The sequence below is a fragment of the Myroides odoratimimus genome, assembly GCF_030326305.1.
Lineage (GTDB): Bacteria > Bacteroidota > Bacteroidia > Flavobacteriales > Flavobacteriaceae > Flavobacterium > Flavobacterium odoratimimum_A.
Genome location: NZ_JACAKB010000005.1, coordinates 44,376 through 67,077, shown reverse-complemented (window position 1 = coordinate 67,077; position 22,702 = coordinate 44,376). Strand labels below are relative to the sequence as shown.

General features: G+C 35.0%; 17 protein-coding genes. 9 read left to right on the top strand and 8 right to left on the bottom strand.

Features of this window, described 5'->3' with window-relative positions:
- Positions 1-118: 118 nt before the first annotated feature.
- Positions 119-1,276, bottom strand: coding sequence for a tetratricopeptide repeat protein (locus HX049_RS05750; RefSeq protein ID WP_286414703.1), 1,158 nt, complete (start codon positions 1,274-1,276; stop codon positions 119-121).
- A gap of 284 nt (positions 1,277-1,560) precedes the next feature.
- Between HX049_RS05750 and HX049_RS05745 the strand changes: the two genes are divergently transcribed.
- Positions 1,561-2,571, top strand: coding sequence for a hypothetical protein (locus HX049_RS05745; RefSeq protein WP_286414701.1), 1,011 nt, complete (start codon positions 1,561-1,563; stop codon positions 2,569-2,571).
- 288 nt (positions 2,572-2,859) lie between these two features.
- The gene (locus HX049_RS05740; protein WP_286414698.1) at positions 2,860-3,891 is read left to right on the top strand and encodes a hypothetical protein; all 1,032 of its coding nucleotides are present in this window, start codon (positions 2,860-2,862) and stop codon (positions 3,889-3,891) included.
- A gap of 369 nt (positions 3,892-4,260) precedes the next feature.
- On the opposite strand, the gene HX049_RS05735 is transcribed toward HX049_RS05740, so the two are convergent.
- Positions 4,261-5,088: a universal stress protein gene (locus HX049_RS05735; RefSeq protein WP_286414696.1), complete on the bottom strand. Its 828-nt coding sequence runs from the start codon at positions 5,086-5,088 to the stop codon at positions 4,261-4,263.
- A gap of 170 nt (positions 5,089-5,258) precedes the next feature.
- Between HX049_RS05735 and rimP the strand changes: the two genes are divergently transcribed.
- The 4 genes from rimP (at position 5,259) to HX049_RS05715 (ending at position 10,815) form a co-directional block, all read left to right on the top strand.
- Complete coding sequence (rimP, locus tag HX049_RS05730; RefSeq protein WP_286414694.1) at positions 5,259-5,726, top strand: ribosome assembly cofactor RimP; 468 nt, start codon at positions 5,259-5,261, stop codon at positions 5,724-5,726.
- A gap of 14 nt (positions 5,727-5,740) precedes the next feature.
- Positions 5,741-6,979 (top strand): transcription termination factor NusA, encoded by a 1,239-nt coding sequence (nusA, locus tag HX049_RS05725; protein WP_006257671.1) that lies wholly within the window; start codon positions 5,741-5,743, stop codon positions 6,977-6,979.
- Positions 6,980-7,024: 45 nt separating this feature from the next.
- Positions 7,025-10,021, top strand: coding sequence for a translation initiation factor IF-2 (gene infB / locus HX049_RS05720; RefSeq protein ID WP_286414693.1), 2,997 nt, complete (start codon positions 7,025-7,027; stop codon positions 10,019-10,021).
- A gap of 122 nt (positions 10,022-10,143) precedes the next feature.
- Positions 10,144-10,815, top strand: coding sequence for a zinc metallopeptidase (locus tag HX049_RS05715; RefSeq protein WP_286414692.1), 672 nt, complete (start codon positions 10,144-10,146; stop codon positions 10,813-10,815).
- A gap of 33 nt (positions 10,816-10,848) precedes the next feature.
- Here HX049_RS05715 and HX049_RS05710 read toward each other — a convergent pair whose 3' ends face one another.
- The gene (locus tag HX049_RS05710) at positions 10,849-11,676 is read right to left on the bottom strand and encodes an endonuclease/exonuclease/phosphatase family protein (protein ID WP_286414689.1); all 828 of its coding nucleotides are present in this window, start codon (positions 11,674-11,676) and stop codon (positions 10,849-10,851) included.
- A gap of 152 nt (positions 11,677-11,828) precedes the next feature.
- Between HX049_RS05710 and HX049_RS05705 the strand changes: the two genes are divergently transcribed.
- Positions 11,829-12,788, top strand: coding sequence for a bifunctional riboflavin kinase/FAD synthetase (locus HX049_RS05705; RefSeq protein ID WP_286414688.1), 960 nt, complete (start codon positions 11,829-11,831; stop codon positions 12,786-12,788).
- Positions 12,757-14,079 carry an HTTM domain-containing protein gene (locus HX049_RS05700; RefSeq protein WP_286414686.1) on the top strand — a complete coding sequence of 441 codons (1,323 nt, stop codon included), beginning with the start codon at positions 12,757-12,759 and terminating at the stop codon, positions 14,077-14,079. The genes HX049_RS05705 and HX049_RS05700 overlap by 32 nt, the downstream gene beginning before the upstream one ends.
- A gap of 44 nt (positions 14,080-14,123) precedes the next feature.
- On the opposite strand, the gene HX049_RS05695 is transcribed toward HX049_RS05700, so the two are convergent.
- The 5 genes from HX049_RS05695 to HX049_RS05675 all read right to left on the bottom strand — a co-directional run bounded on the left by HX049_RS05695 (position 14,124) and on the right by HX049_RS05675 (position 18,220).
- Complete coding sequence (locus HX049_RS05695; protein WP_041888502.1) at positions 14,124-14,906, bottom strand: UDP-2,3-diacylglucosamine diphosphatase; 783 nt, start codon at positions 14,904-14,906, stop codon at positions 14,124-14,126.
- Between the two features lie 3 nt (positions 14,907-14,909).
- Complete coding sequence (locus HX049_RS05690; protein ID WP_286414685.1) at positions 14,910-15,362, bottom strand: 6-pyruvoyl trahydropterin synthase family protein; 453 nt, start codon at positions 15,360-15,362, stop codon at positions 14,910-14,912.
- Positions 15,363-15,455: 93 nt separating this feature from the next.
- Positions 15,456-16,427 (bottom strand): hypothetical protein, encoded by a 972-nt coding sequence (locus tag HX049_RS05685; RefSeq protein ID WP_286414683.1) that lies wholly within the window; start codon positions 16,425-16,427, stop codon positions 15,456-15,458.
- A gap of 6 nt (positions 16,428-16,433) precedes the next feature.
- Positions 16,434-17,243: a hypothetical protein gene (locus tag HX049_RS05680; protein WP_286414681.1), complete on the bottom strand. Its 810-nt coding sequence runs from the start codon at positions 17,241-17,243 to the stop codon at positions 16,434-16,436.
- Positions 17,244-17,449: 206 nt separating this feature from the next.
- On the bottom strand, positions 17,450-18,220 hold the full coding sequence (locus HX049_RS05675) for an enoyl-CoA hydratase/isomerase family protein (protein WP_286414680.1): 771 nt from the start codon (positions 18,218-18,220) through the stop codon (positions 17,450-17,452).
- A 727-nt stretch (positions 18,221-18,947) separates the two neighbouring features.
- Here HX049_RS05675 and HX049_RS05670 point away from each other — a divergent pair.
- Positions 18,948-22,694, top strand: coding sequence for a lectin-like domain-containing protein (locus tag HX049_RS05670; protein WP_286414679.1), 3,747 nt, complete (start codon positions 18,948-18,950; stop codon positions 22,692-22,694).
- The last annotated feature ends 8 nt before the right edge of the window (positions 22,695-22,702 follow it).

Here is a 22,702-nt window from a genome sequence, read left to right as displayed (position 1 = left end):
ATAAGTAGCAGTAGAGCTATGTAGTTGTAAGAAAAGGCGAATGTTCTATAGAGCATTCGCCTTTTTTATACCCTTTAGTTGAAGAGTGTTATTGTATATAAATTATCGTATAATATTATTATCTGTTTAGTTTGTCTGTCATACGTTGTATAGCTTCGTCATACACAGGTTTATCTACATTTGACTTCGACATTCTATACTGTTCTCTAGCTTTTTCATATTCTCCCTGATCTTCATAAATTCTACCAATATTATAGTATGCACCTGCGCGTACAGTAGGACCATTAGCAAGAGATATTGCTTTACGATTTGCCCAAAGTGCCTCAGCGTATTGGCCATTCTTTTTATATGATAATCCTAAGTTTCCATAAGCTTGGCTAAAGTTAGGATAATTAGATATAGCAGCGGTGTACAATTCTATTGCTTTTGTATAGTTCTGTTTGTTGTACTCTTTAGTAGCAAGATTATTAAGTCTTAGTGCTTCTTCTTTATTGATGTTGTCTAAAGAACCTAGTTCTCCACTTCTCGTATATCTAAGATCACCTCTGTCGCCATAAGAAACAGTTGTATAACTATTGATATCTTCTATTTCTCCCTCTTTGGTTACTTTAAACACGGTCCATAAATTACCGAATTTATTTTGAGGTACATAATACGTTCTTACTAGTGACTGACCTACATAGACGAATACAGTGGCTCTGCTTTTAGACATTTGAGAGCTACTAGTTGATGATTTATTTGTATAGTCATGTACAGCATAATAATACTCAGAACCAAACTTTTTCTCCTCGATAGTGATAGTTTCAGGGCCATAACCATCAGTGTCATCTACATCTAAGTTAGCTTTAGTACCTGATTTATTGTTAAAGTATACGTGGTTATTAGGGAACCATAAGTGAGAATCTAGGTCTGCAGGTGTAGAGCCCCAAGTGAGCACTATACGCATACCGTCTAGGTTTTTCATTGCTGGGCTGATTGCATAAGTCATTCCTGCACAAGCACATTTAGCAACTAGTGTAGAATAGCCATCTTTCTTTATAATCACTTTCGTATCGGCGTCATCAGCATAAGGTACATTTAGGTTGACCATTCCGTTTCTGTCTGTGTATCCAGAGATGGTCTGTTCTCCATTGCGCTGAATAAGTACCTGAGCACCTTCTATTTTTTTATCCTTTATTACGGCACTTAAGACTTGTATTTTGTTTTGAGCCATAAGATTTCCTATTAATATAAAGAACATTAATAGGCTACTCAGTAAAGTGAGTTTGTTTTTCATATATCATCATTTATTTATGTTAAAAATAAGAATAAAATAAGATGTGTGAGGGTTGTTGTTATGTGATTCGGTTTATTTATTTGTAGTTTGTGTTGGTTTGAACTTTGTGATGAGTGCATTTTTTCTTTATTTCAGTAGCTGTTTTAATAAAATGTATAGTAGCTTATTTGTTATTTAAATAATATGTTGGTATTGATGTGGTTTTTGTTGTTTATAATGTAATAATTGTATCGGGTGTGTTATATGTTGTGTTTGTTAATTAATTTTAACATAAAATTATTGCTATGAAAAAGTTTTTATTGTTTGCAGGTATTCTTGCATTTATGGGTTGTTCATCAGATGATTCTAATAGTGGAAATACTGATGGAGGACAGGCTGTGTTGCCTCCTACTACTAAAAATGTACTTTTAGTGGGACATGATTACATGTCGCAGATAGATATTCGTAGTGGAGAGGTTCGTGATATAGATGTTAAAGGAGCTCACTTTGAATTCCCTTACTATGACGAGGGTAGTAAGAAGCTTTATGATTTGACACAAAATGAAATTTTGACATTGGACTTTAGTTCTAATTCCAATTCTAAGAATGTATTCAAGAGAGAGTTTACTCCTGGTTTTGTAGAGTATATGGAAGGGAATACATTATTAGACAACAGTGGTAACTTATGGACTTATTTTTATAGAGGGTATGAACATGGTGAATATAGTAGTTTTTATAAGATTAATCTGACTGAGGCGACTAATAGAATAGAGAATGGTAGTCAGCAGTTAAATAAACTACTAAGTACAGATAAGAAGAGCATTTTCTCATACACATTTAACAATAAGAAAGATAAACTGTATGCTTTGTTAAGAGAAATGACAGGGAAAAACACTGCTAAATATTCTCTGCTAGTCTTAAATCCGAATGATTTAGAGGATTATGATGAGAATACAGCGCAAAAGACAATTGCATTACCAACTTCATTTGGAAGTGATAAGAATGGGTATGGCTTTTTTGTAGATAAGAATGAGAATGTCGTATTTATTACTTCAAGTAATAAATTAGTTCAATTCGATCTTATGACTAGAAAAGAAACACCATTGTATCAGTTCTCAGATGCATTTATTGGAGATATTGTTTATGAGAAGAAAACTCATAATATCTATTATTTAGTGTTAGATAAGGAAAGAAAGAAATATGTTAGATTAGTGATTGTGAACTTGGATAATAAGGCATCTGTCGTAAAAGAATTGAAGTTTAAGAATCAAGAAGAAATAGAGCTTACTTCATTGTTAATGGTTGATCCATTTTAATATAAAGTAGTATTGTTATGATAGGTAAAGTAAGGAATAGTTAGGTGATTAATCGCCTAACTATTTTTTTTATTGGTTATTGTAATCTAAATTATTTTATATGTCATGAGTGAGATATGATATAAATAATGCATAATAGATAAGTAAAATGAATTATTAATATATAGGATAAAGGGATTCTATTATTAGAATTTAAGTGTGGTAGTGGATACTTGATAATATGATAATATACTGTGTGGGTTATTTTTAATAGTGATATTTTTATAATTTTAACAAAAATATATTGCTATGAAAAAGTTTTTATTGTTTGCAGGTATTCTTGCATTTATGAGTTGTTCAACAGATAATAGTACAGATACTCCTGAAACTCCAAAACCACCTATTAAGGAAAATGAGTCTGGAAGAGTTTTGTTTTTAGAGGATGATATAAAAGATCGTGCTATGAATTTATCGTTATTCGATCCAAAAGATGATAAGATAACATTGCTGAGCAAATTCGATACAGATAAGTATCCACATGTATATGATTTCGCAGTAAATGATGCGAATAAAGAGATGTATGCTATGACATTAGGAAACGAAAAGATACTTACTTATAATTATGATAAAAAGGAAGAAGTATCTTACGTAGATTTATCACCAAAGAATTTACTGTTTGATCCTTATGTGAGTGTAGTAGTGGCAGATGATAGAGTGGTTTATTTTGATTCTGGTAAAGGAGGGGATAATGATGAACGTTTTGTGTCAGTTAATCCGAAAACAGGACAGATTAAAGTAGAAAATGAGAGTAAAGAATTAGTGAAGTATTATAAGGGAGGTAGCTGTCTGTATGCTTCTATAGATAAGAAGAATAAAAATGAGATCGTAGCTTTGTTATATAACCATGACTTTGATACTTTCGAGGAGTCGCAGATGACTATTGTACGATTGAATGCTTATAACTTTAAAGAATTTGATAGTAATACTAAAGAAAAGATAATTACATTGAAACCATATTCTGAAGGAGAAGGAAAAGAAGGTGGCTTTGTACAAGATAAAAATGGAGTGTTTTACTACGCGTTTAATAAAGCGAGTAATCCTGCTAAGAGTATTGTTACAGTAGTAAACCCTAAAGACGGTTCTTTAAGCAAGGTTTTTGAGACAGGTGCTATTTATGATATAATGTATGATGAACTGTCTCATTCATTATTCCTAATAGCAGAAGGAGAAAGCGATCATCAGACTATGTTTGTGCAGTATGATTTAGCAAAAAAGGCAATAATTAAGCAAACTCCTTTTGAGAGAAAAGGAAAGATAAGTGAGCTACGTGTTATTAAATAATAATACTATAGGAAGAACAGTTAGACATTGTGTTTAGCTGTTTTTTATTTTCTTTCAGCTCTTTTTGCCTAGATATGGAGTTTGTGACCTCGGTTGCTCTTTTTGTTTTATTATGAAGGGGTGAAGTTATTATAGTGTATTGATTTTTAATGATGTATTGTATCTGAGCTTGGGGTTCTTCGGGTATTCTAGGGGTTTTCTCCGAGTTTACTTGCCCAGAGAGGGGTTTTCTCGAAGGAAACTGCAAGGATACTCGAGGGAATCTGCAAGGAACTAAAACCAAAGGCAGAGATAAATAACTAAAAGAGTAGAAATAAAAAAGCTGATTGCGAATAGCAATCAGCTTTTTGTATTATATAAGGATAGTGCTTAGTCTATCTTGATAGTCAGTACCGAAATCGGTGAGTGATTTACTAGATCTTCACTGATACTTCCGTTGAAGAAATGAGCTAATCCTGTACGTCCATGTGTAGCGATCGTGATTAGGTCTGCATTTGTTTTCTTAGAGAAGTTAAGAATTCCTTTTTCTACTGTTAGATCATTATAGATAGATAAGTCGTATTCTGTATCTGTGATGTCTTCTAAGAAGTCTTCTAATACTTGTTCTGCTACATGAGTAGGTTTAAAACTATTAGGAGTGTTTACCATCAGCAGGTGTAACTTCGTGTCGAACATCTGGTGTAGGCGTAGAATCTTCTTAAAAGGCTCTTTCATATTATCAGTAAAGTCAGACGCGAAGACAAGATCATTTACATTGAAGTTATCACCTTCTCCTTTAATTACTAATACTGGCGCGTCAGATGTTCTTACTACTTTCTGGGTGTTAGAACCTACGAAGTACTCTTTCGCTCCACTCACTCCATGAGATCCCATTACGATAAGGTCTACTTTATTAGTCTCTGCAGTTTTGGTTACTCCATAGGCAGTTCTTTCTAGGATAAGACTAGTAGATACTTTTACGCCTTCGAATAGGTTAGATAGAGCTAACTCTCTAAGTTTTTCTTCAGCAGCGTTCTTAAAGAACATTACTTCGGGTGCAGGAGTACCTTTGTTGATACTATCATTTCCTTGTTGTGGCAAGTCCAAGATGTGTAATAGTAGTATTTCTGCATCTCCTTTTTTAGCTATACAAGCAGCTACCTTGATAGCGTTATAAGCTTGTGTAGAAAAATCTGTTGGGACTAGTATTTTTTTCATAGTGATATTTGTTGTTTTATTTCGATTTAATTACATGATTTAAAGTTAAGAATATAATTATCAATAGGCAAAAGTTTTATTTGTAATAAAAAAATTAATATCTTTGCACAGTTATTTATTAAAAAAGTTAAATAATGAGGGGACAAAGTAGTCCCCTCTTTTTATAGCATATGACATTAAAAAGTAAAGTACAAGAATTAATAGATAAGGCTTTAGAAGAGCATACATCTATATTTATTATAGATTTTACGGTGTCTGCTGACAATAAAATCACTCTAACTATAGATGGTGATGAAGGTGTGACATTACAAGATTGTATAAATTTTAGTAGAGCTATAGAGCATAATTTAGATAGAGAAGAGCAAGATTTCTCACTAGAGGTAGCATCAGCAGGTGCAACAGCACCTTTAAAATTACTTCGTCAATACCATAAGAACATTGGTAGAAAACTGAAAGTAGTGACGCTAGATCAAGAGAAATACGAGGCTACTCTAGATAATGTGATCGATAATCAGATTGTCCTAAAGTGGAAGGCTAGAGAGCCTAAAGCTGTAGGAAAAGGGAAGGTAACAGTAGAGAAAGAAGCTGTGATTCCTTTTGAGAATATTAAAGAAGCGAATGTTATAATTTCATTTTAAAATAAAAAAAGCACATGGAGAATAGAGATTTAGTAGATTCATTCTCAGAATTTAAAGACGAAAAAGATATTGAGCGTGTAACGCTGATGGCCATCTTAGAAGATGTATTTAGAAATGCATTGAAAAAAAGATTTGGTAACGATGATAACTTTGATATCATTGTTAATCCAGATAAAGGAGATTGCCAGATATTCAGAAACCGTGTAGTAGTAAATGATGGAGAAGTAGAGAATGATAACTATGAAATTTCATTATCTCAAGCACGCAAGATCGAACCAGATTTTGAAGTAGGAGAAGAAGTTTCAGAAGAGGTTAAATTAGAGGAGTTAGGAAGACGTGCTATTTTAGCATTGCGCCAAAACTTAAATTCTAAAGTGACTGAGCACGATAATACTACTTTATACAAACAGTTCAAAGATATTATTGGAGAAGTTTATTCAGCAGAAGTGCACCACATCCGCCCAAAAGTTGTAATTTTGATGGATGAGGAAGGAAATGAAATCGTTTTACCAAAAGATAAACAGATTCCATCTGACTTCTTTAGAAAAGGTGATACTGTAAAAGGAATCATCGAAGCAGTAGAATTAAAAGGGTCTAAACCTCAAATCATCATGTCTAGAACTGCTACTGAGTTCTTAGAAAGATTATTCGAGCAAGAGATTCCTGAGATCGCTGATGGACATATCACGATTAAGAAAGTGGTACGTATCCCTGGAGAAAAAGCAAAAGTGGCAGTAGATACTTTTGATGATCGTATCGATCCAGTAGGAGCGTGTGTAGGTATGAAAGGATCTCGTATCCATGGTATCGTTCGCGAATTAGGAAATGAGAATATAGATGTAATTAATTTTACTAATAATACAGAATTATTCGTTAAGCGTGCTTTAGCACCTGCTAACGTAAATAAAGTAGTTCTGAATGAAGAGACTAAAAAAGCAAATGTTTATTTAGCTCTAGAAGAGGTATCACGTGCGATAGGACGTGGTGGACAAAACATCAAATTAGCTGGTATGTTAACTGGATATGATATTGATGTTATGCGTGAATTAAACCCAGAAGACGATGACGTAGAATTAAAAGAATTCAAAGACGAAATCGATGAGTGGGTAATTGAAGAATTTGCAAGAATCGGTTTAGATACGGCTAAGAGCGTTTTAAGCCTAAGTGTTGAAGAGTTAATGAAACGTACTGATCTTGAAGATGAAACAATTGAGAATGTACTTAGAATCTTGAAAGAAGAATTCGAGGATTAATTACAAGTTAACAACACAACACATTTAATACACTAAAAGGATAATATGTCTGAAGAAAGAGCAATAAGAATTAATAAAGTTTTAAGGGAATTGAATATTTCTCTCGATAGAGCCGTTGACTTTTTAAAAGGAAAAGGTTTCGATATCGACGCAACACCTAATGCTAAAATTTCTGATCAAGAATATAGTGTTTTGTGTAAACAATTTTCTGCTGATAAAGGTAAGAAAGAGGCATCTATTGAAGTAAGTGAAGAGAAAAAGAAAGAGAAAGAGGCCTTGAAAATTGAGCGTGATAAAGAATTAGAGGAGAAGAAAAAACAAGAGGAAGCACGTATTAAACGTGAACAAGAAATTATCCGAGCTAAAGCTGAAGAAATTGCAGCTATTAAAACTGTGGGTAAAATCGACCTTGAGCCTAAAAAAACTAAAGCTTCTTCAGACGATTCTAATAAAGAAAATAAATCTTTTGAAAAAGATGCCAAAGCTCCTGCTAAAGTGAGTAAGCAAAAACAAGCTAATGAGGTTATAGAGGATAAGAAAGAGACTGTCGCTAAACCTGTAGTTGATAAGGAAGCATCTAAAGTAACGAACTCAAATAAACAAGTGGAAGCTAAAAAAGAGGTGGAAAAACCAAAACAGAAAGAATCTGTAGCAGGAAGTAAGGATGCTTCATCTAACAAAGTGGATTCTAAAAAAGTAGAGTCTAACAATGCAGAAGAGGCTGCTAAAACAGAAGACAATGCAGGAGAGGAGATAATTAAAACTAATTATCAAAAACTGTCAGGAACTACTTTTACTGGACAGACTATCGATTTATCTCAATTCGATAAGCCTAAAAAGAAAAAAGAAGAGCCTAAAAAAGGTGGTAACAACGCTGGTAACAATGCGAAACCAGGTGCCGGTAATGCCGCTAATAAGAATAAGAGAAAACGTATAGCTAAACCAGGTACTGCTGAAGGTGGTAATACTACTAATAACAATAGCAATAATGCTAATGGTGGTAATAACAACAACAATAACAGAAACCAAGGTGGCGGGCAAAGAAATAACAACAATAATAACAATGCTGGTGGAAACAAATTTGGTAATAGAAACCAAAGACGTAACCAACAAGCTCCTGTAGTTAAGGCTGAGCCAACAGAAGAAGAAGTTAAAAACCAAATCAAGGAGACTCTAGAACGTCTTCAAGGTAAAGGTAATAAGTCTAAATCTGCTAAATACCGTCGTGATAAACGTGATGTACACCGTAAGAAAACGGATGACGAACAAAAAGCATTAGAAGCTGGAAGTAAAATATTAAAAGTTACTGAGTTCGTTACTGTAGGTGAGATCGCTACTATGATGGATGTGCCTATTACTAAAGTTATCGGTACATGTATGTCATTAGGTATCATGGTAACAATGAATCAACGTCTAGATGCTGAGACATTGACTATCGTGGCAGACGAGTTCGGATATGAAGTAGACTTTACTACTGCAGCTATTGAAGAGGCTATCGAAGAAACTCCAGATAGACCAGAAGATTTACAATCTCGTGCTCCTATCGTTACTGTAATGGGACACGTTGACCACGGTAAGACATCGTTACTTGACTACGTTCGTAAAGCTAACGTTATCGCTGGTGAGTCTGGAGGTATTACTCAGCACATCGGTGCTTATGGGGTAACTTTAGAAAATGGTCAAAAGATTACTTTCTTAGATACACCAGGTCACGAGGCGTTTACTGCGATGCGTGCACGTGGTGCGCAAGTAACGGATATCGTTATTATCGTAATCGCTGCGGATGATGACATCATGCCACAAACGAAAGAGGCTATTAGCCACGCTCAAGCAGCAGGTGTACCTATTATCTTCGCGATCAATAAGGTAGATAAGCCAACGGCTAACCCTGATAAAATTAAAGAAAAGTTAGCATCTATGAACTTGCTAGTAGAAGAGTGGGGTGGTACTTACCAATCTCAAGATATCTCTGCTAAACAAGGTATTGGTATGACTGAATTACTTGAGAAAGTATTATTAGAAGCTGAAATGTTAGAGCTGAAAGCTAACCCAGATAAGTTAGCAGTAGGTACTGTAGTAGAGGCTTTCTTAGATAAAGGTAGAGGATATGTATCTACTGTATTAGTACAAGCTGGTACTCTTCGCGTAGGAGATTATTTATTAGCAGGATGTAACCATGGTAAAGTACGTGCTATGCACGATGAGCGTGGTAAGTCTATTAAAGTAGCTGGTCCTTCAACTCCAATCTCTGTATTAGGTCTTGATGGTGCACCAACTGCGGGTGATAAATTCAACGTATTCGAAGAAGAAAAAGAAGCAAAACAAATTGCATCTAAACGTACTCAGCTGATCCGTGAACAATCTGTACGTGCTCAACGTCATATTACGTTAGCAGAGATTGGACGTCGTATCGCATTAGGAGATTTCAAAGAGTTGAACATTATCTTAAAAGGGGACGTGGATGGTTCTGTTGAGGCATTATCTGATTCATTCTCTAAATTATCTACAGAAGAAATTCAAATCAACATTATCCACAAAGGAGTTGGTGCGATTACAGAATCTGACGTATTGTTAGCATCTGCTTCTGACGCGATCATTATCGGATTTAACGTTCGTCCTATGGCATCTGCTAAAGTATTAGCTGATAAAGAAGAGATCGATATCCGTAACTACTCAATCATCTATGCTGCTATCGATGACCTTAAAGATGCGATGGAAGGTATGTTATCTCCAGAACTTAAAGAAGAGGTTACTGGTACTGCTGAGATCCGTGAGTTGTTCAAAATCTCTAAAGTGGGAACTATCGCTGGATGTATGGTTACAGATGGTAAGATATTCCGTAGCTCTAGAATCCGCTTAATCCGTGAAGGTGTAGTAATCTACACTGGAGAGTTAACTGCTCTTAAACGTTTCAAAGATGATGTTAAAGAAGTTTCTAAAGGATATGATTGTGGTATTCAGATTAAAAACTACAACGACATTAAGGAGTATGACGTAATCGAAGCTTTCCAAGAAGTAGAGGTTAAAAAGAAACTTAAATAGTATAAAATATAGTTAATAAGAGAGGGTTACGGTTATGTAACCCTTTTTTTATGTCAAAATGTCTTATTTTTAGTTTGGCTTATAATTTGTAGATTTAATTAAAAAAAGAAAAACGTCTAAGTATGATTTGGATTTTTATGATTGCGATAATGGGTGCTAGTTGGTTAGTAGGTTATCGCTTAAAAAGTAAATTTGAGAAATATTCTAAAGTACAACTTCAGAATGGGATGAGTGGTGCTGAGATAGCACAGAAGATGTTGTTTGATCATGGGATCAGAGACGTAAGAGTTATTTCTACTCCTGGTAGACTTACCGATCACTATAATCCAATGGATAAAACAGTCAACTTAAGTGAGGCTGTGTATAACGAACGCAATGCTGCGGCTGCGGCTGTTGCTGCCCATGAGGTGGGACACGCAGTACAACACGCTGAGGCATATCACTGGCTGACTATGCGTTCTAAGTTAGTTCCTATTGTTAGCTTTTCGTCTAATATTGTGACATGGGTATTGTTAGGAGGGGTGTTAATGATTAATACATTTCCGCAGTTGTTATTAATAGGGATTATTTTGTTTGCGATGACTACTATATTCTCTTTTGTAACGTTGCCTGTAGAATACGATGCTAGTAATCGAGCATTAAAATGGTTACAAGCAAAGAATATAGTGACTCAAGGTGAATTCGCTGGAGCTAAGGACTCGCTGAAATGGGCTGCACGTACGTATGTAGTGGCTGCAATAAGTTCGCTAGGTACGTTACTGTATTATGTAATGATTTATATGAATAGAAGATAATAAAAAAGACCTCTGCTAAAGAGGTCTTTTTGGTTATAATATTTTCAATGTGATAATTAAAGGGATGTGATCTGACACTTTTCTAGCCATACTTATTTCTTCAAAGTCTTCAAAGAAGTAGATGGGTTTAGCACTGATTAGCTCATTCTTATCAGGGTGATAAAATATGTTATCATACTCTGAAGCTAGACAGTCACCTTTAAGACATTTCTGTCTAAGGCTTGTCTTCTGTGTAGAGAAGCTAGGTAGATATCCTTGTTTCTTTAAAGGATTAAATACACTATGAGTTTCACTTAAATTAAAGTCTCCTAAGAAGATAAGGTTGTGCTCAGGATAGAGTTCTGGAAAGAATTTTAGGTACTTGATTTCTTTCTCAGGCTGATGTTTAGTGGGTAGTGCATGTAGGCTACTTATCGTTATTTCTTTTCCTTTATAAATAAATGTTGCCATATAAGGTTCTCTTTCTATTTCTTCTTGATAAGTTGGCTCTAGGAACGGTTTGCCTTTTAGCTTGACTTTACTAGTTCTCCATAGGTAAGCATAGCGTTCTGATCGGTATGGAGAGCTAACAGTAGGTTCGCTTATCGCATAGTCCCATTTGGCTCCTGAAGATCTGTTTAATTCTTCATGTATTTTTGCGATAGTTTGTGCTCCTGTAGGATTAGTAACTATCTCTTGTATGGCTACGATGTCAGTTTGTTTAATCGTTTTAGCGATGTATTCTATATTTTCTTGAGACTTACTCTTTCCTACGTTAAGTAAATTCCAAGTCATTATTTTGACTTGGGCATTCATTGAGAAAGGTATAAAAAGAATGATTATACATAAAGTTAAGGCTTTTAAAAATCTAGTGTTAGGCATATTGAATTTTGTTAAAAGGCGTTAGATTATAGTCATTTTATAAAGAGGCATTTATAAAAATGACGTATTTTTACGCAGTTTTATTATCTACCCATCCATTGACGGATAAAGGGGGACAAAAATAGTAATGTAACTGATATAAACTTTAAAAATTGAAAACATTTTCTTCTATAGCTGATTTTAATTGCGATAAAAAAGTAGTTGCTACATTAGGTACTTTTGATGGCGTACACGTAGGGCATCAGATGATTATCAAAAAGCTTGTTGATTCTGCTAAAGCTAATGGTGGCGAGAGTTTGGTGTTGACCTTCTTTCCTCATCCTCGCATGGTTTTAAAGCAGGATAACAGTATTCGATTACTGAATACCATAGAAGAGAAGAAAGAGCTTTTAAAAGGCTTAGGATTAGATAATCTAGTCATTCAAAAGTTTGATTTAGAGTTTGCTCAGTTATCAGCAGAAGAGTTTGTGAAACAGGTATTAGTAGATAAATTTAATATCTTTAAAATTATCATTGGTTATGACCATCGCTTCGGAAAGAATAGAACGGCTGATATTCATGATTTAAAAGCATTCGGTGAGAAATATGGCTTTGAAGTAGAAGAAATCTCTGCTCAAGAGATAGATCACGTGTCTATTAGTTCTACTAAGATACGCGTGGCTCTAGAAGAAGAAGGCAATATGATGCTGGCGAATGAGTTCTTAGGGTATGAGTATTATTTCTCTGGTACAGTAGTACACGGTAAGAAATTAGGTCGTAAGTTAGGTTTCCCAACAGCGAATATCGTTGTGGACGAAGATTATAAATTGATTCCTGAGAACGGCGTTTATGTGGTAGAATCTGAGTTAAATGGAGTGAAAGTAATGGGAATGATGAGTGTAGGTATTAATCCTACCTTTGCAGACCACCCTTATACGATAGAAGTAAATTATTTAGATTGGGATGGTGATTTATACGACCAAAAGTTAAAAGTTCGTATCTTAGACAGAATAAGAGATGAATTAAAATTTAGTGGACTTGATGAGTTAGTCGCAAAGTTAAAAGATGACGAACGCATGACTCGAGAGTTCTTCAGTCGTTATGAAGGAAAAACTGTACCGTCAGATAGATAATTCTCCGTTAATTATCTTTCGTATATTCTTTGGTTTCTTATTTGCTTGTGAGTCATTCGGTGCGATTGCTACAGGTTGGGTAAGAGATAATCTAGTAGATGTAAAGATTACATTCTCTCATATCTATATGGACTTTCTGCAGGTGCTAGTAGGGCCTCAGATGTACTTCTATTTTTTTGTGATGGGTTGTGTGTCAGTGGCTGTTATGCTGGGATACCGATATAAGTGGACTATGCCACTATTAACGATATTATGGGCAGGTGCTTATTTTATACAGAAGACATCTTATAATAATCACTACTATATGCTATTAGTGATCTGTGTGTATATGTGCTTTGTACCTGCTAATCGATATGCCTCTCTTGATGTAAAAAGTAATAGAGTAGCAGAAGAATACTCCATGCCTTATTACATCTCTTGGCTATTTATCTTTCAGGTATTCATGCTTTATATCTATGGTACTGTGGCTAAGTTCTATCCAGATTGGTTAGATGGGACATTTACAAAGTTGATGTATCAAGGAGCTAATATTCCTGAGGTATTTAAACAGGTCTTTACACAAGATTGGTTCTATGTCTCTATTGCTTATTTAGGAATTATATTTGATGGGTTAGTAGTGTTCTTATTGTTGTATAAACGCACACGTACTTTAGCCGTTATAGCCTCATTGGTATTTCACTTGTTTAATTCTATAACCTTACATATCGGTATATTTCCTTATTTTGCTTTGAGTTTTGCTGTGTTCTTCTATGAACCAGAGCAAGTGAGAAGTTGGTTCTTTAAGAAGAAAACTCCTTTAGATGAGGATACTTTAAAAGAGGAACAAGTAGTAGCAAGACATTTCTCTCCTCAAGTGAAATATTTCTTATTGGTATTTATGTTTGTACAATTAGTACTTCCTTTGAGACATTATTTTATTAAGGGTGATGTATTGTGGACAGATGAAGGACATCGTCTTAGCTGGCGTATGATGCTTAGATCGAGGGGTGGTTATACGAATTATATCGTAGAGAATAAAAAGACAGGGGATAGAAAGTATTACGATATAGAGGATGTATTAACAAATAAACAGATGGCTCGCCTATCTTCTCCAGATATGATCTGGCAGATGGCACAATACATCAAAAAAGAATATGAAGCAAAAGGAGAGGACGTAGCAGTATATGCTGAAAGTTACGTGTCCATCAATCAACGTGACTTAAGTCAATTCGTAGATCCTAAAGTGGACTTAGGAGCTGTAGGTTGGAATTATTTTACGCACTGTGAGTGGATATTAGAAAAGCCTTTCTAGAATAAGAAATAGAAAAACGCATACTGATCAGTATGCGTTTTTTGTTATTGTTTTGCTTCTGCAAGCTCTTTTTTATATTCTATTAAATGTAGACTAGTATCGTACTTTCCATAGGTGAAGTAGTTAATCCAATCCCCTAAGTTAATATACTTAGACTGATCATTTAAATCAATAATCATGGGTAAATGACGGTGCCCAAAAACGAAGTAGTCGTAATGAGTGGTTTCTAATTTGCGTTTAGCATATAGGATTAACCATTCATTATCTTCTCCTAAGAATTTAATGTCTTCATCTCCTGATATCAGTTTATTCTTAACTGATAGGTAAGAGCCAAGTCTAACTCCGATGTCTGGATGTAACCATCTAAATAACCATTTAGAGAAAGGATTGGTAAAGACTTTCTTCATTCTCTTATAGCCCATATCTCCTGGTCCTAGTCCATCTCCATGTCCGATAAAGAACTTCTTACCGTTAATGTCAAAGACTTTAGGCTCGTGATATACTGGTATTCCTAGTTCTGTCTGGAAGTAATCATCCATCCATAAGTCGTGGTTTCCTACAAAGAAGAAAACAGGAATACCTCTATCTTTGATTTCAGCCAACTTACCAAGTATTCTTACAAAACCTTTAGGTACTACAGTCTTGTACTCAAACCAGAAGTCAAATAAATCTCCTAGTATGAATAAGGCGCCCATATCATCTTCTTTCTCGCGTAGCCACTGTAAGAATAATTCTTCCCTAGGAAGGCTTTTCTCTCGAGTGGGTGCTCCGAAGTGTTGATCAGAAGCAAAGTATATACTCTTATCTGTATTAATTGTAAAACTCAAGTCCTATAAATTATCTGATTGATGCCATTCAGCGTATGATGATTCTGTCTCTTGTAATCTTAATGAGTATAGTTCTATCCCTTTAGGTAATTTGCTTTTTATCTTCTGAGCGAAGTCAATAACCATGTTTTCGCTAGTTGGTTGATAATCGACAAGAATAACGTGGTGTCCGCGCTCTTCTAGTTCTTTTGCTAATTCTATATGAGGGGTATTTTTATTGAAAACAGTAGCGTGATCGAATACATCTACGATATCTCCTTTCACTATTTTTTTTAAGTCTCCAAAATCTATAACCATACCATACTTCACATTACTAGTATCCTCTATCGGAGTACCAATAACTGTAACAGCTAGCTTATAACTATGACCGTGTACGTTACGACATTTACCATCATAACCATATAAGGCATGTCCTGTTTCAAATGTGAATTGTTTTGTAATTCTAATCTTAGGCATAACTAAAAATTTTGGCAAAGGTACACAAAAATATAGTTGACCCCCTATATTTAGCGTAGCCTTTTCTCTTTATCCTTAAAGAGATGACCTTGTTTAGAACAATCGATATCTAACTTGGAAGGATACTTTAGGCCACCATTTAATTCGATTTAACCATTTCTCTCCTTTTTCGTTGTATTCAAAGTCGTTATCAAGATCGAAGAGTACTTTGCTTCCATCCTGTTTTAGTTCATAGTCACCTTGGTACATCATCCCTAGTTCAAATGAGAAACCTAGTTTTTTATTCGTTACCACTCTTCCTATTCCTATCCCTAGATAAGGTTTGATAATACTACCAAGTGTAACATCAGCTTCCATATTTCCTTCATTTAACTTGATTTGGTTCCCTTGAAAGTCTAATGATTCAGGCCATTCTCCTAGTAGAGGAGTTGCTCTATCTCCTTGATGATTGATTAAATATCCATCTAAGGCTGTTTTGTTTTGACCGAAGTAAAAACCACCAGTAAGAAAGAATAGACCATCAGGTACAGGGTAGAAGTCAACTAAGGTATGAGCATGTATCATGTGATTTTTACCTTTAATCGTAAGATTAGGTTTATAACCAAAAACACTAGCTAATTCTCCTTTAGGATCATCAATACCAACATCATAGTGCTTAGAATTAAAGAAGAATAGGTTTATACCTCCTCTAAGTTTTAGATAACTGTTGATAGGAGTTAATGCTTCTAGTGTTAGCCCCATAGTAGATACTCCTGCGCTTAACGTCCATTCATAGAAGCGTTGGTCAGAGTAGTGTTTCGCTATATTATCTCTCACGAATTCGTCTTCACCTATATGTAATAAGTAAGCAGTCGAATTGTTGGGAGGTAAGGTAGGAGGTCCTGACTTCTTTTTCTTCTTTTTGTCTTCCTTCGGTTGTTGCTCATCTGTTGTTTTCTCTTGACTTACTTCTTCTACAGTATTCACTGCTGTACTCTCCATAGTTGGTTCTTCTTGTGCGTAAGAGTTTGTAGAGTAGATGAATAAGCACGATATAAGGATGGTTGATATATACTTTAATTTCATAATGTTTTAGAATATGCGGTAATTAAGTTGAAAGTTTACCATAGGCCATAGTTTTAGCCATTTGGTTACTTTATCTGCATCCTCTACTGAGGCATTTAGGTCACTCGTAGAAGCAACTGTTCTACCATTTTGTTTTAATGTATAATCTCCTTGATATAATACACCTAGTTCAAACTTAACACCTATACGTCTTTTAGAAACAGCTCTTCCTAATCCGATACCAACGTATGGCTTGATCACCTGACCTAATGTTAGTTCTGCGTCTATCTTACCATCTATTACTGCTAGTTCGTTACCATCGAAGTCTATTGTAGGCCATTCATAACCTGGTTTAAGTTCAGCAGGGGTACCATTACCATCTGTTAATAGTCCATTCGCTTTCAGTTTAGTACTACCTAAGTAGAAACCTGCTGTAAGATGAAATATTCCTTTTTTGAAAGGATAATAATCTACTAGTGCGTGTCCGTGAATAGCTTTAAGGCTACCATGCATCTCATAAGTAGGGGTGTAACCAAAGGCCTCATACAAGTATCCATCTTGATCATCAAAATCTACATCATACTTTTTAGAATTGAATTTAAAGTAATCTAATCCAGCTCTTAGTTTTAAACTTGAATTAATCGGAGTAGATGCCTCTAGGGTGAATCCTAATGTAGAAACTCCTGCCGAAATATTTAAATGACTTAGAAAGCCACCTTCATAATGTGAGGTGCTATACCTACCACTATCTCTATAGTCTGATACCTTTAGTGGCTCTGATGCAAGGGCTTTAAAGGAGATTAAAAGTATTGGTAGTAAGTACTTTAGTGATTTCATAGTTTTATATTTTTTAGCAAATATACCACAATGAGTTAATTTAAGTTAACATTAATATTAAATAGATGTTTATTCTGTGTAAATATTTTTTATACTGTTTAGTTTGACTAAATATGTCTTTATTGTTTTATGTTTTTTAATAATAGTTGTAAGATATGTGTAATAAAATACCCCTTCTGAGTATGCGTGCTTAGAAGGGGTATATATTATTTTGCTTTAAATTGGTTAAGCGCATTTATTGTAAATTCAGAAAGGACAAGTCTACCTGATATTTCAGCACGTTGATGTAATAGTTCTGTCCAATGGTCTGTTCCTTCCCAGAATATTTTCTTCATTTCGCATAGAGCTTCTGGGTTATATGAACTTATCTTCGTAGCAAAGGTCTCTACTTCTAAGTCGAGTCTGTCTACAGTATCATATACCTCGCTATACAATCCGTGATTCTGTGCCCAAGTAGCCGTTTTCCATTCGTGAGCTGCAAGAGACATTTCTGTGAAGGCCGTTTTACCTATTTTACGAGATACAGCTGGTTCTATTACAAAAGGTCCAATACCTATAGCTAGTTCTGATAATTTAATAGATGCATTCGTTGTAGCAAAACAATAATCACATGCAGCAGCTAGTCCTACTCCTCCTCCTACAGTTTTGCCGTGGATACGACCAATAAATATCTTCGGACTTTTGCGCATTGCATTAATGACATTTGCAAAGCCAGAGAAAAAGGCTTGACCTGTAGCAGTATCTTTAATAGAAAGTAGTTCGTCAAAAGAAGCTCCTGCACAGAATGCGCCTGTTCCTTCACTTTTTAGAATTATTGTATTAATATGTGGGTGATCACTAAGTTTAGTAATTATACTAGTTAATTTTTCTAATTGCGAACTAGGAAAAGAGTTACTAGCTGGGCTATAGAATGATATAGTAGCTACTTTGTCTTGAATAGATTCAGTTATAAAAGGTTTATTATGGTCTTGATTCATGGTTAATAATTTTATTTTAAAAATAGTAAATAAAGATTAGAAAGCCTTGATTTTATAACTTTCCTTTCTTTGATATAACTTTAACAGTCACATTATGTGAAGATTAGGTGTTGTAATTTTGTATCAAAAACCGCTTATGGATAATGATACCTTGTTCACTTTCTTATTATTTAGTTATAAAATCATATTTTATCAAAAAATAGTATTTTTTCACTTCATTTTAAGGAATTATATTCTTCATTGTGTTGTAGTATGTGTTAGGATGATGAATTGTTTTGAGTAAATTTGCACAAAAATAGTTGGTTTTTTCACAGTATGTAATAAGCATTAATACAATTAGTTAGCGTGTTCTTGAGAAATTAATATATCACAATAGGTGATTTTTTTTAGTAAAAAAACAAACATGGCCTAATATTTGTTTTTAGTTATAATGAAGAGTTAATCATTACTTGTTTAGATGTCTTAGGTCTTCGAATTGAATAATGATTTTGAGTGTATGTTCTCAAATAAAAAGAGTAATAAAGGAAAAAGAGTAAAAGTATCATAAAAGTAGCAACTGTTTCTTAGTTGTAGATCACTAAAAAGTTTAATGGGATTTTAAACACCTTGTATTTGGTGTAGACTTCTATTTTCTAAATGTCTGATATCTCACATGATATGAGCAGAGGGATCTTTGTCTAAAATAAGTTAGAGGTTGTTTTTTTATAGTGTTGTAAATGTGTTTGTTATGAAAGTTTTGATGAGTAAATATAGATATGTTTTAGCGTTTGTACTATGTGTTTTAGTAGGACAGTTATCTCCTTTATATGCACAGTTTACTATACAAGAAAGTTTTACTCATAGATCAGTGAATAGTAAAGTAGTATTAGGGGATAATGCTATACTAACGGCTTCACAAGGGCTAGATGATTATGGTACTGGGTGGTTAAGACTTACTTCTGATGGAATGAATCAAAAGGGGTATGCTATTATAGAAGAGAGTTTTCCTTCAGATAGAGGAGTATTGATCGACTTTGAATATAAAGCATGGCGTAAGAAAGATGGAAAGATTAGTGGTGGAGCTGATGGTATCTCTGTATTTCTATACGATGGAAGTATACCTAAAGGGAAGTTTAGACTAGGTAGTTATGGCGGGTCATTAGGATATGGACCAGGTGATAATACTTATGGTGTTACAGGTGGTTATATTGCCGTTGGACTTGATGAATATGGAAACTTTACTAGTGGAGCTGTAGGAAGACCTAATACAAGAGGTTCTTTTGCTCAGAGTGTTGTCTTAAGAGGAAAGGTTATAAATGACCTAAATAAGACTGCTAGATATCTAACACATGTAAAAGAACCAGGAGGTAAAACGATAGATTATGGATTTACGTATTCTAGGCCAGATGACTATAGTTTTTATAGGAGAGTGCAGATCGAGATGAAACCTATCTTAGAAGAAGATAGAAGTAAGAAGAAACCTGATGGGACTTACGCTCTTAAAAAGAAGTTTCATATCAAAGTACGTATACAGCCTGTGTATAGTGGTCGATTCGTAGAAATATTAGACTATAAATACGATGAGTTACCTTACGAAACATTGAAGATTGGTTTTGCAGCTTCAACAGGGATGGCGGTCAATATTCACGAGATTAAAGATTTAAATGTCACAACTCCAGAAGGGTTAATGATTAATAAATCTGTCAACTTACTAGAAGCAAAAAAAGGAGATAAGTTAAGCTACACATTAGAGATGTCTAACCACTCATCTGATTTGTATAAAGACTTCAAACTAAACGATTATTTATCAACGATAAAAGAATTCTTTAGAGTAGACGAGATCTTCTTTGATAATAGAGGTAATAATAAAAACACATTGACACCTCCTTCTAATATTCCTAGTATATATAGTGCGAAGAGTATTGAGAATTGGAAAGTGAGTTTAGATGCTCACTCTTCTTCTAGAGTCATTATTAACGGAACAGTGATTGGCTACCCAGGTTTAGGAGTGTTATCTAATGAAGCTTATCTAGATGTAAGTAACCTAAAACTGCCGTATGTAGATCCTACGAAGATTCGTTCTATAGCACATACTAGCATTGTAGGTAAGCCACATCCTCAGCCTTCTGTTTCATCAGATGTGAGTGTAATATGTGAAGGAGATGAGGCAATATTGACTGCTAAAAAGCCATTGACTACTATAGGTACTGTAGAATCTTACCGCTGGTTTAAAGACGGTAATTTATTTAAGGTACGCGAAGTAGGAGGTGATCTAGAAGATAGAGTAATCGAAGAGCTATTACCTACAGAGAGTATTAGAGTAACAGAGCCAGGAGAATATAGTGTTGTTTATGTTATTAACGGTGTTAGTTCAGAAGAGTCCGCTAAGGTAAAGATTAATGTTAATCCTATTCCTAAGTTAAAATTGAAGAATACCTCTGATGCTTTAAGCTATACATTGAATGTAGGAGATTCTTTTGTACTGCCAGTTATGATAACAGATCGTGCTAGTGATATGATCACTTGGTATGGAGTGAATGGAGAAGAAATTATTGATAGGACGAGTCCTAAGGTCTTTAACCAAGCAGGGGTTTATAACTATACTGTAGTTGCTGAGAATGCTAATGGATGTTCGGATATCAAGAATATTCAAGTCAATGTATTTAATAATGAAGACTGTCCACCGACTTACGAGAGATACTGGGCAACGGACTATACAGCGTGGTATTCTGCTCTGACAGGAGGAGTATCTAATAAAGGTAATGCTATTGATGGACGACCAGACACATATTCTACTATAACAGTAGGATTAGGACTATTAGGATTAGGGACTACATGGCAGAATATTTACTTCAAAGAAGATCAAGCAGCAGGAACACCTGTGACAGTGAAACTCGGTAAAGAATATAGTGGCTTAGTTGCATTGGGTGGTGTTACAGTAGTAGGCCTTGATGCTAATGGAAAGAAAATAGGAGCGTTACAAGGTGTAGATGGAGGATTAGTAGATCTGTTAGCAGCAGATAATGTGTTGGAGTATACATTCGTACCATCGAATAAGAAAGGACCACAGAAATATAGAGGAGTACAAGTAGTCTTAGGATCTACAGTAGGTGTAGCTCAGAATGCTAAGGTTTATGGGGCTTATGTGACTAAGCAAGTGGAGAATCCAAGTTGTGCAGCTGTACTACCTAATATTAATCCAAATGTGTTGGATGTACTCCATGGAGTAGAAGATGTGGGACTAGGAGCATTAAGTGCCACAGCATCTGTTAGTCTCCCTTGGAATGCTGTTGATGATGATCCTAATAGTTATGCAGTAATAGCAAGAGGGTTAGCAGTAGCGAATATGGCAAGCCTAACTGTAGTGTTTAAACAAACTGCCCTACCAGGGGATGAGTTGCATATTACAGCAGAGAATAAGAACCCTGGAGTATTGAGTTTAGAATTAGTCAAAGGCTTTAAGATTCAACGCTATTTAGGTGATAAGAAAGTAGGAGAACCGCTTACAGAATCTAATGGAGCACTTCGCTTGAGATTATTAGGGATAGGAGGTAGAGATAGATACAGAATCATAGTAGCGCCTTCTACAGAACCTTTTGATAGAGTGAAGATATCGTATGGTTCAGTTGTAGGAGTATTAGGAGATTTTACTCATATCTATAACGTTGATCTAGTTCCTAGAGTAGAAGTCGGTATGGAGATAGAGACAGATCAGTACGGTTATGAACTAGAACAGGTTCTTCAGTTATGTGAAGGAGAACCGTTGAGGATACAACCACAGAATAGCCATTGTACTAGTTATGAAGTGTACACTTCAGAGAAAGGAATGACTAGACTACCTGCTTTGGATGATATGTTTACGATAGACTTGTCTAAGCATTATAAGGTAGGAGATGAGTTTACAGTATATGTACAGGCTGTTAGAAATGGATGTACGATAGGCTCTAGAACGCCAATTAAGATTAAAATAAATAGTCTGCCTTCTGTAGAACGTGTAATCGCTCAGGATAGCAAAGGAAAGCAGACTACGGTAGTAGATCAAGTAAATATTAAAGGGGGACAGCCATTACAGCTTAGCCCTGTAGTGATAGGAGATATACAGCGATATGACTGGGAATATTTATTAGATACAGAGAATGAGTGGAAGGCGTTTCCTTTCGCTACTGTAGATAATCCAGAAGTAGAGATAAGAAAAACTATTGTAGAACGAGATAGCAAAGGCAATGTATTGTTTGATGCTAACGACAAACCGATTATTAGACAGCAGGGAGGAGTATTTATCATCAAGCCAGGAACAGGAGCGCTGACGATAACCTTTCCTAAAGATGCCAAAGTCAATGGAGAGAACTGGCATAATAGAAAAGGTAAAGTGAGATTGACCATAACTAATTTGACAGGATGTAGTACATCTGTGATCTATGATCTGGCTTTTCTTAGAGGATTTAGAGAAGGAATATTCTCTAACCCTATGTTACCAAGTAAAAAGACAAAATAACAAAACAA